At 47.2% G+C, this 7631-nt stretch carries 6 protein-coding genes; 2 read left to right on the top strand and 4 right to left on the bottom strand.

Annotation, left to right across the window (positions count from 1 at the left end; all coding sequences use genetic code 11):
- Positions 1-60 precede the first annotated feature (60 nt).
- The 4 genes from glk to PSI17_RS10365 form a co-directional block, all read right to left on the bottom strand.
- Positions 61-1029 (bottom strand): glucokinase, encoded by a 969-nt coding sequence (glk, locus tag PSI17_RS10380; protein ID WP_273551926.1) that lies wholly within the window; start codon positions 1027-1029, stop codon positions 61-63.
- A gap of 126 nt (positions 1030-1155) precedes the next feature.
- On the bottom strand, positions 1156-2418 hold the full coding sequence (locus PSI17_RS10375) for a DUF1479 domain-containing protein (protein ID WP_273551925.1): 1263 nt from the start codon (positions 2416-2418) through the stop codon (positions 1156-1158).
- A gap of 52 nt (positions 2419-2470) precedes the next feature.
- Positions 2471-3109: an RES family NAD+ phosphorylase gene (locus PSI17_RS10370; RefSeq protein WP_273551924.1), complete on the bottom strand. Its 639-nt coding sequence runs from the start codon at positions 3107-3109 to the stop codon at positions 2471-2473.
- Complete coding sequence (locus PSI17_RS10365) at positions 3102-3857, bottom strand: hypothetical protein (RefSeq protein WP_273551923.1); 756 nt, start codon at positions 3855-3857, stop codon at positions 3102-3104. The genes PSI17_RS10370 and PSI17_RS10365 overlap by 8 nt, the downstream gene beginning before the upstream one ends.
- 474 nt (positions 3858-4331) lie before the next feature.
- On the opposite strand from PSI17_RS10365, the gene PSI17_RS10360 reads away from it, so the two are divergent.
- Positions 4332-5678, top strand: a complete 1347-nt coding sequence (locus PSI17_RS10360) for an NCS2 family permease (RefSeq protein ID WP_273551922.1) — start codon at positions 4332-4334, stop codon at positions 5676-5678.
- A 303-nt stretch (positions 5679-5981) separates the two neighbouring features.
- Complete coding sequence (locus PSI17_RS10355; protein WP_273551921.1) at positions 5982-7631, top strand: Na+/H+ antiporter; 1650 nt, start codon at positions 5982-5984, stop codon at positions 7629-7631.

Below are 7631 nucleotides of genomic sequence, written 5' to 3'. Positions count from 1 at the left end.
CACCCGCTATGCGGGTGGTTATGATTTTACATTCACAATCACTGTCAGGCTGTATGTAATTCACCCAATCGTTTTACCCAGCACTTGACGAATATAAGAACCTGCTCCCAATAACCCCGGTTTATCATGAGTAATCAGATAGACAGGAATATCCTGCAAATAACGTGTAAATCGGCCTTTACTTTCAAATCCCTGCCGGAATCCCGATTTTTGGAAGAAACCCAAGAAACGGGGAACGATACCACCCGCAATGTAAACGCCGCCAAATGCGCCAATATTCAGTGCCAAATTCCCGCCAAAACGCCCTAACGCAGTACAGAAGAGTGCCAATGCCTGTTTGCAGATCGGGCAATTTCCATTCAGTGCACGGTCAGAAATATCACGCGGGGTAAGATCTTCGGCAGCTTGGCCGTTTAGTTTCATCAGGGAACGATAAATATTCACCAATCCGGGGCCGGAAAGGACTCGTTCGGCGGAGACATGACCAAACTCTTCCCGCAGTACGCTTAACATGTGATCTTCTTCCTCACTGTCCGGCGCAAAATCCACATGACCGCCTTCACCCGGCAAGCTCATCCATTGGTTTCCTGTGTGGATAAGATGTGCGACACCCAACCCCGTCCCGGCACCATAAACGGCGATAGGGCGCTTGGCTTGAGCCTGTTTTCCACCTATCTGAATCACATCACCTGCCCCCAGAACCGGAATGGCGAGGGAAACGGCGGTAAAATCGTTAATCACCTCAAAACGTTCCCATCCCAGAGAAGCTTTCATTTGGCTAACAGAAAAACGCCAACTGTGGTTGGTCATGCTAATAACATCATCCGTCACCGGACAGGCAATGGCAATGCAGCCATCATTGACTTCACAGTTTTGCTGTTTCAGGTATTGGCGGATCACAATTTCAAGCGAGGCATAATACGCACAGGGGTAGAATTCGACTGCGCTCAGTTGCCCAGTATCCACATCACATAATGCCAGCCGTGCATTTGTCCCACCGATATCGCCTACTAGGGCATACGTTGTCATGGTTTATCTCCTTAAATCTTCCAGAAATGGTCTATATCCTAATGAGCCAGCCAAAAGTCGAATTGAGGAGATTCTACACAAGGTCAGGACGAAAGGCCGCATAAAAATGTCACGCTAACCACCCGTTTAGGTAAGGCCAAGGCCACGCCGGCCGATGGCGGTCAAGTCAATGGCAGTAAAACGGTCTTTCCAGTGCTTTTCGTAGTCTTCGCGGGAGAAATCAACCGGAGATGTGCCATTCTCAAACGATTTTGCCACTTTATGCGCATAAGCCAGATTTTTGTCGCACAAAGGGGCAGCAGGAATATACATCACATTTCCCCAGCCTTGCTGATTTTCCACAGGCGCGACGGAGTGGATAAGATCGCAGTGCCACCAGACAGAATCCCCCGCCTGTAAAGAGGGAATGCTGCATAGCCCGTCAATGAGGTGAGGATGCCATTTTGTCAACGTCGGCAGCGCCTTACCGGGCGCAACGCCACAGAGCTCATCTTCGGGCACATCCTTTAGCAAAGGACGTATTAGCAGATAGGCCATTGCTTCTGGCACGGGAACAACATGCAATAGCCCCTGATTGAGTGCCATATCCGATAGCGCCGTCCAGCCCTGAAAAGTGCGAAAAACCGAGCATCGGGTGACGTTATCCAGTTCATATTCGTTTATCTCTGGACGATGTGCGGCATCCCAAGGGTCATATTGGGCAAATTGGTGATTGAAAATAGGGCTGAACACTTTTTGATAAGCAGGATGCAGCCAACGCTCCAAGGCACCTGAGTCGGTATGGGCGCCAAGCCCTTTGGAGGCCGTGCCCGGTGGTCTGCGGCGAATGCGGTCAGGGTAAATAATGCTGACGTCAGGATCAAACCAACACACGCCATCGGAGGCAAATTTCCACAGACGATTGAGAAAAGATTGTACTTGGGCAATTTCTTCGCTTTGTCGGGCCTGCATCTGGGCTTGTGACCAGTAAATAGGGTAAATTTCCGGGCGGGATGCCTCAAGGCTGCCAAAATAGTTATCCCCCGTGCCTTGATAAACGTGATCAAAATGATTGAGTTCAAGGTAATCGAGCAGGGATTTATCCCATGCAAGTGCCGTATCACGGGGAAAATTTTGCCTGACGATGACACATCCCCGGCGTTTAATTTTCTGTAAAAGTTCTGTGGAGATACGGTGTTCGGCCAAATCACGCCAGTGGATTTCAGGCCAGGCGCTACCTGTCTCCTGTTCATCTTCTCTGGCGGCTGCGAGTTCTTGTTCTATTTTGTGACAAATCTGCGCGAACAAGCCTTCAACATCACCAATTTGCTTGCGCATCGTGTGTTTCATTTGACGGATGTTCTGGCGGTAATTATCAGGAAAGGTTGCAGAAGTAAAAGAGGTATCCATAGCAGATCCTATTTGTTTACTATGACTTACGCATTATGTTCTGGCGGAGGAATTATATAATATCTTGATTGTTATAGGTTATCAGACCCATTTCATCTGCCAGAAAATCCACGGCCCTGATAACTGGGTTAGATGACCAGAGCGGTTGTGATTCAATAGAGACTGTCAGTTCGTTTTCTTTGAGCCGATCACCGAATAGCATGATCGCTTTATCACCATGTTGTTTTGAGGCCCACGTTATCGCTTGGGCAGAGGGGTTATCCTGATAGATCTGGCTCGCCAGTGCTTGTGTGCCGGGATAGCTGCTGGCATCGGAAAGCAGTATATCTTTTGGATCGTAACCCCACTTGCGTAATATTCGCATATTGATATCCACCGTGATGAGATCAATGTCAGGAATCAGTTGGCTGTAGACAAGTTTATCCAATTTACTCAGATCGAAAGGCAGATGATTGCTTCCTGTCGGTACGTCGTGATAAATGGTTTCCATCACGGCCACGGAAATGCTCTCCCCCCCATAGATAGTGGGAATGGGGTGACCTTGCGCATTTTTGCAGGGGCTGAATCTGGCGTTGCCTTTTCCCGGATTAAACTCAGTACTTTTGTAGGCTTGGTGATGAATACGTTCAATCGTATTGTGGGCTTTCCAGATCCCCGTTTTGACAGATTTTCCATTGGGTGAATTAACCATGCAATGGTCCTTCTGCTTCTTGCCTGGCTGCATTTAATACCTCATCTGGACGGCTTAGCAAAACGTCCTTCGGTTTTTCTTTGTCTAACCATGAGTTAGGGGTATTAAACCAAATCGCCATGCCCCAGGATGTTTTTTTCCCCTCAAAAATTTCAATAATATCTTTGAGGACGGGGAGCGGTAGCCCGCCTTCATCCAACGCATATTGTGGGTATAAATCCTTTCCCTTGACTGAAACCGCGAAGATTTTTTTCGCTTGTTTCCAACGATTGGGGGTTGCACTGGGATTAAGCAACGAAAAACCCGCACCTTGGCTGAGTTCATACGCCGGAAGCCAGTTTGATTCCGCGAGAATGGAATTTTTCAGCATTTCAATCCGATCTTTTCGGTTGGATGTTCTCCAGGAGTCTTTTGGATTTTCTTCACACGGATTATCTGAGTGCGCATAACGTTCTGGATTCATTATCTTGGGTGCAGATTGACTGGGTGAAGCGTTGCGTTTGATGGAGGTCGCGGTGTTGAGTGCACTTAGCAGGGCAATGCGTAGATCCCTGACATTAAGATCCCCGGCTATCTCTTCCGGTAATTCCACCACCAAGAAACGATCGGCTTCATGGGGGGGAATTTCTGTGACGTGAATATGCTCAATATGCTCTTGTTGATGCGAAAGAACATCAAGAAGGGAAACATAGCCTAAGCGGAGTGTTTTTTCTTTTGCCCTGCTTTTTTTTGCTACTTTGCTATTCACTTCCAGACCCCTTATTCGTATTTGCACAAGCAGTGGATATCATTGATATGGTTTATATCAATGATATCGCAGGATTGCACAAAATATAGGCAATTGCAATGTTTTCTACAACAGGACATGCTTGCTGATAACAACCAGACGGTGCCAAAACGGTTTAAGACTCATTATACCTATCCTCGTAATTATTGAGTTAATATTCGTCAATGTTAACAAATTGTTCAGTAAACATACAGGTAAGATGTGATTATCGCTTGATTCTTATCCCTGATTCACCGGATAATCATCCGCTTTAAATTTTCTCACCGTTTCTTTGTCCGAAAAGCCAAACGATTGCGCAAGCGAATGGCTGAACCAATGAGTGCAGTACTGATTGTTGTTATCTTGTGACGTAATCGTTTTCGTTTGGCGGGGTGAAGAGATGGGACGAGAAGAAATGTTCAATGCGAAATATTCAACTACAAGCAGGGGAAAAACATGTCTGGCAGGCAGGTACCAACGCAATGCAAACTCGATAGGTATTTTAAGATTACTGAACGCGGATCGACGGTACGTCAGGAAATTATCGCCGGATTAACGACATTTCTGGCGATGGTCTATTCCGTTATTGTGGTGCCGGGGATGCTTGGGCAAGCTGGATTTCCTCATACCGCGGTGTTTATTTCTGTTTGTCTGGTGACCGGTGTCGGTTCGTTATTGATGGGATTGTGGGTGAATTTGCCAATGGCGATTGGCTGTGCGATCTCGTTGACGGCATTTACTGCGTTCAGTCTGGTTCTGGGGCAGCAAATCAGCGTTCCGGTGGCACTTGGTGCGGTTTTCCTGATGGGGTGCTTGTTTACGGTCATTTCCGTGACGGGCATACGGGCATGGATCTTGCGCAATATGCCAATGGGCATTGCTCATGGAACGGGTATTGGCATTGGGTTGTTTTTATTGCTGATTGCAGCCAATGGCGTTGGTTTGGTGGTTAAAAATCCACATGCAGGCTTGCCTGTGTCCTTTGGTTCGTTGACTTCATTTCCCGTGGCCATGACGCTCTTGGGGTTGGCAGGGATTATCGGTCTGGAACGGAAAAAGATGCCGGGCGGTATTTTGCTGATCATTATCGCGATTTCTATTATTGGCTTGATTTTTGATCCGGCCGTTAAATATCAAGGCTTCTTTAAATTACCCTCATTGGGGGAAGATGGCCTGTCCCTGATGTTCAGTATGGATATTATGGGCGCTTTGCAGCCGATTGTATTACCCAGTGTTCTGGCTCTGGTCATGACAGCCGTATTTGATGCGACAGGCACTATTCGGGCCGTAGCGGGACAAGCGAATTTATTGGATAAGCGAGGCCAGATTATCAATGGCGGCAAGGCGCTGACAGCCGATTCTATCAGTAGTATTTTTGCCGGGGCCATCGGCTCTTCCCCCGCTGCGGTTTATATTGAATCCGCCGCTGGCACTGCGGCTGGCGGTAAAACCGGCTTAACCGCTTCCGTTGTCGGTATTCTGTTCCTGCTGATTTTATTCTTGTCTCCGTTGTCGTATTTGGTGCCTGCCTACGCGACGGCTCCTGCTTTGATGTACGTCGGGTTACTGATGCTGGGTAATGTGCGGAAGCTGAATTTTGATGATTTTGTTGATGCAATGTCAGGTTTACTGTGTGCGGTATTTATCGTGCTGACCTGTAACATTGTGACAGGTATTATGCTGGGTTTCAGTACGCTGGTTGCCGGGCGTCTTTTTGCCGGTGAATGGCGTAAACTTAATATTGGTACAGTTATTCTTACCATTGTATTAGTTATATTTTATGCCGGGAATTGGGCTATCTAATTAAAATAGCAAGCGCAAACGCCAACCGTTTGCGCATTCTTTCTACCGATATCCTTCTATATCCTTTCTCTGTATCCTGCCATGTGGTTGTCAGACATAGTCTGAAAAGTGTTAATTTTTCAACACAGCCTTGCCGATAAGTATAAAATGGATAAATGAATCAATGCTTATTGATTCACAATGTGATTGCTTTTTGATTTTCTTTAATAACAGTAATATTTATGGTTATTAGCGCTGTTATTGACAGTAAAAAACAGTCACAATCTCTTCACTGACGGATTTTTGGCAATTTGTAAGGGTAACATGGAAATATTCTTTACTATCTTGATCTTGATATTGGTTGTGTCAGTTTCTGGGGTTCTTACTAAAATGATCCCGTTCCGTGTCCCCTTGCCGATAGTGCAAATAGCAATGGGAGCGTTGCTGGCCTGGCCTCATTTTGGTTTACACGTTACTTTTGATCCTGAACTCTTCCTTGTTTTACTTATCCCTCCTTTATTATTTGTTGATGGTTGGAAAACGCCGACCAGAGAATTTTTCCAACATGGGCGCGAAATCGTTATTTTAGCTTTAGTGTTGGTACTGGTGACGGTGGTTGGCATTGGCTATTTGATCTACTGGTTATTGCCGAGTATCCCACTGATTGCTGCTTTTGCCTTGGCGGCAGTATTATCCCCCACGGATGCAGTGGCATTGTCATCGATTGTTGGAAAAGGGCGCATTCCTAAAAATATAATGAGCGTGCTGGAAGGGGAAGCATTAATGAATGATGCTTCGGGTTTGGTCGCGCTGAAATTCGCTGTGGCGATTGCCATGGGCACGATGGTCTTTACCGTCACCGGCGCAACGGTGGAGTTTCTCATTGTTGCGATGGGTGGTTTGTTGTCGGGTATTGCCATCACGTGGCTGTACAGCAAATCACTGCGATTGATGAGTCGCTGGAGTGGGGATGATCCCGCCACGCAAATCATGTTTATGATGTTGCTGCCATTCGCTTCTTACATGATTGCTGAACATATCGGTGTGTCAGGGATTCTGGCCGCAGTTGCCGCAGGTATGACGATCAGCAAGGCTGGCGTGATCCGCAACGCACCGCTGGATATGCGTCTGCGTGCCGATAACGTATGGGGCATGTTGGCCTTTGTCTTCAATGGCCTGGTGTTCATCATGCTGGGGCTGCAATTGCCGGATATCTGGGAAACCTCGGTGGCTCAGGCTGAACTTGATCCCAATGTTGAAACCTGGATATTATTTACTGCCGTTGGGGTTATTTACGTTGCGTTGGTGTTACTGCGATTTAGCTGGTTATGGCTGATGAAAACGACCAGCAAGATGCTGATAAAGAAAAAACCCCTTCAGTTTGCCACTTACACGACCCGTGAGTTGTGTTTGGCTTCGGTTGCGGGTGTGCGTGGGGCAATTACGCTGGCAGGTGCACTGTCTGTGCCATTGTTCTTGCCGGATGGTGATCCGTTCCCGGCACGTTATCAGTTGATTTTTATTGCCGCGGGCGTAATTCTATTCTCCCTCTTTGTGGGGGTTGTCGCGTTACCCTTGCTGCTGCGTGGCATGAAAGTCGGCGATAAGCAGGCCGATATCAATGAAATCAGAATGGCAAAAGCCGCCATGGCTGAAGTTGCGATTGTCAGTATGAATAAAATGGAAGAGCGTCTGTCGGCCAATACGGAAGAAAAGCTGGATGCAGAAGTTATTAGTGAAGTTGCGTCCAGGGTCACCGGTCATCTGCGGCGTCGTACTGCGGGAACGGATGAAATCGAGCATAACCTGCTGGTTGAAGATCTGGAGCGTCGCTTTCGTTTGACGGCATTAAGGGCTGAACGAGGGGAATTATATCACCTGCGTGCAACCCGTAAGATTAGTAATGAAACACTACAAACCTTGCTGCATGATCTTGATTTGCTGGAAGCGCTTTTAGTGGGGAAAGATCAATAA

This window comes from Xenorhabdus sp. IM139775, assembly GCF_028598745.1.
Classification (GTDB): Bacteria; Pseudomonadota; Gammaproteobacteria; order Enterobacterales; family Enterobacteriaceae; genus Xenorhabdus.
Note: the sequence above shows the minus strand (reverse complement) of the source record. Positions and strands in the feature narration are given on the sequence as shown.

Excerpts from the sequence above, each read along its gene's own strand:
- PSI17_RS10360 (WP_273551922.1), top strand. The coding sequence starts at position 4,332 with ATGTCTGGCAGGCAGGTACCAACGCAATGCAAACTCGATAGGTATTTT.
- PSI17_RS10375 (WP_273551925.1), bottom strand. The coding sequence starts at position 2,418 with ATGGATACCTCTTTTACTTCTGCAACCTTTCCTGATAATTACCGCCAG.
- PSI17_RS10370 (WP_273551924.1), bottom strand. The coding sequence starts at position 3,109 with ATGGTTAATTCACCCAATGGAAAATCTGTCAAAACGGGGATCTGGAAA.
- PSI17_RS10355 (WP_273551921.1), top strand. The coding sequence starts at position 5,982 with ATGGAAATATTCTTTACTATCTTGATCTTGATATTGGTTGTGTCAGTT.
- glk (WP_273551926.1), bottom strand. The coding sequence starts at position 1,029 with ATGACAACGTATGCCCTAGTAGGCGATATCGGTGGGACAAATGCACGG.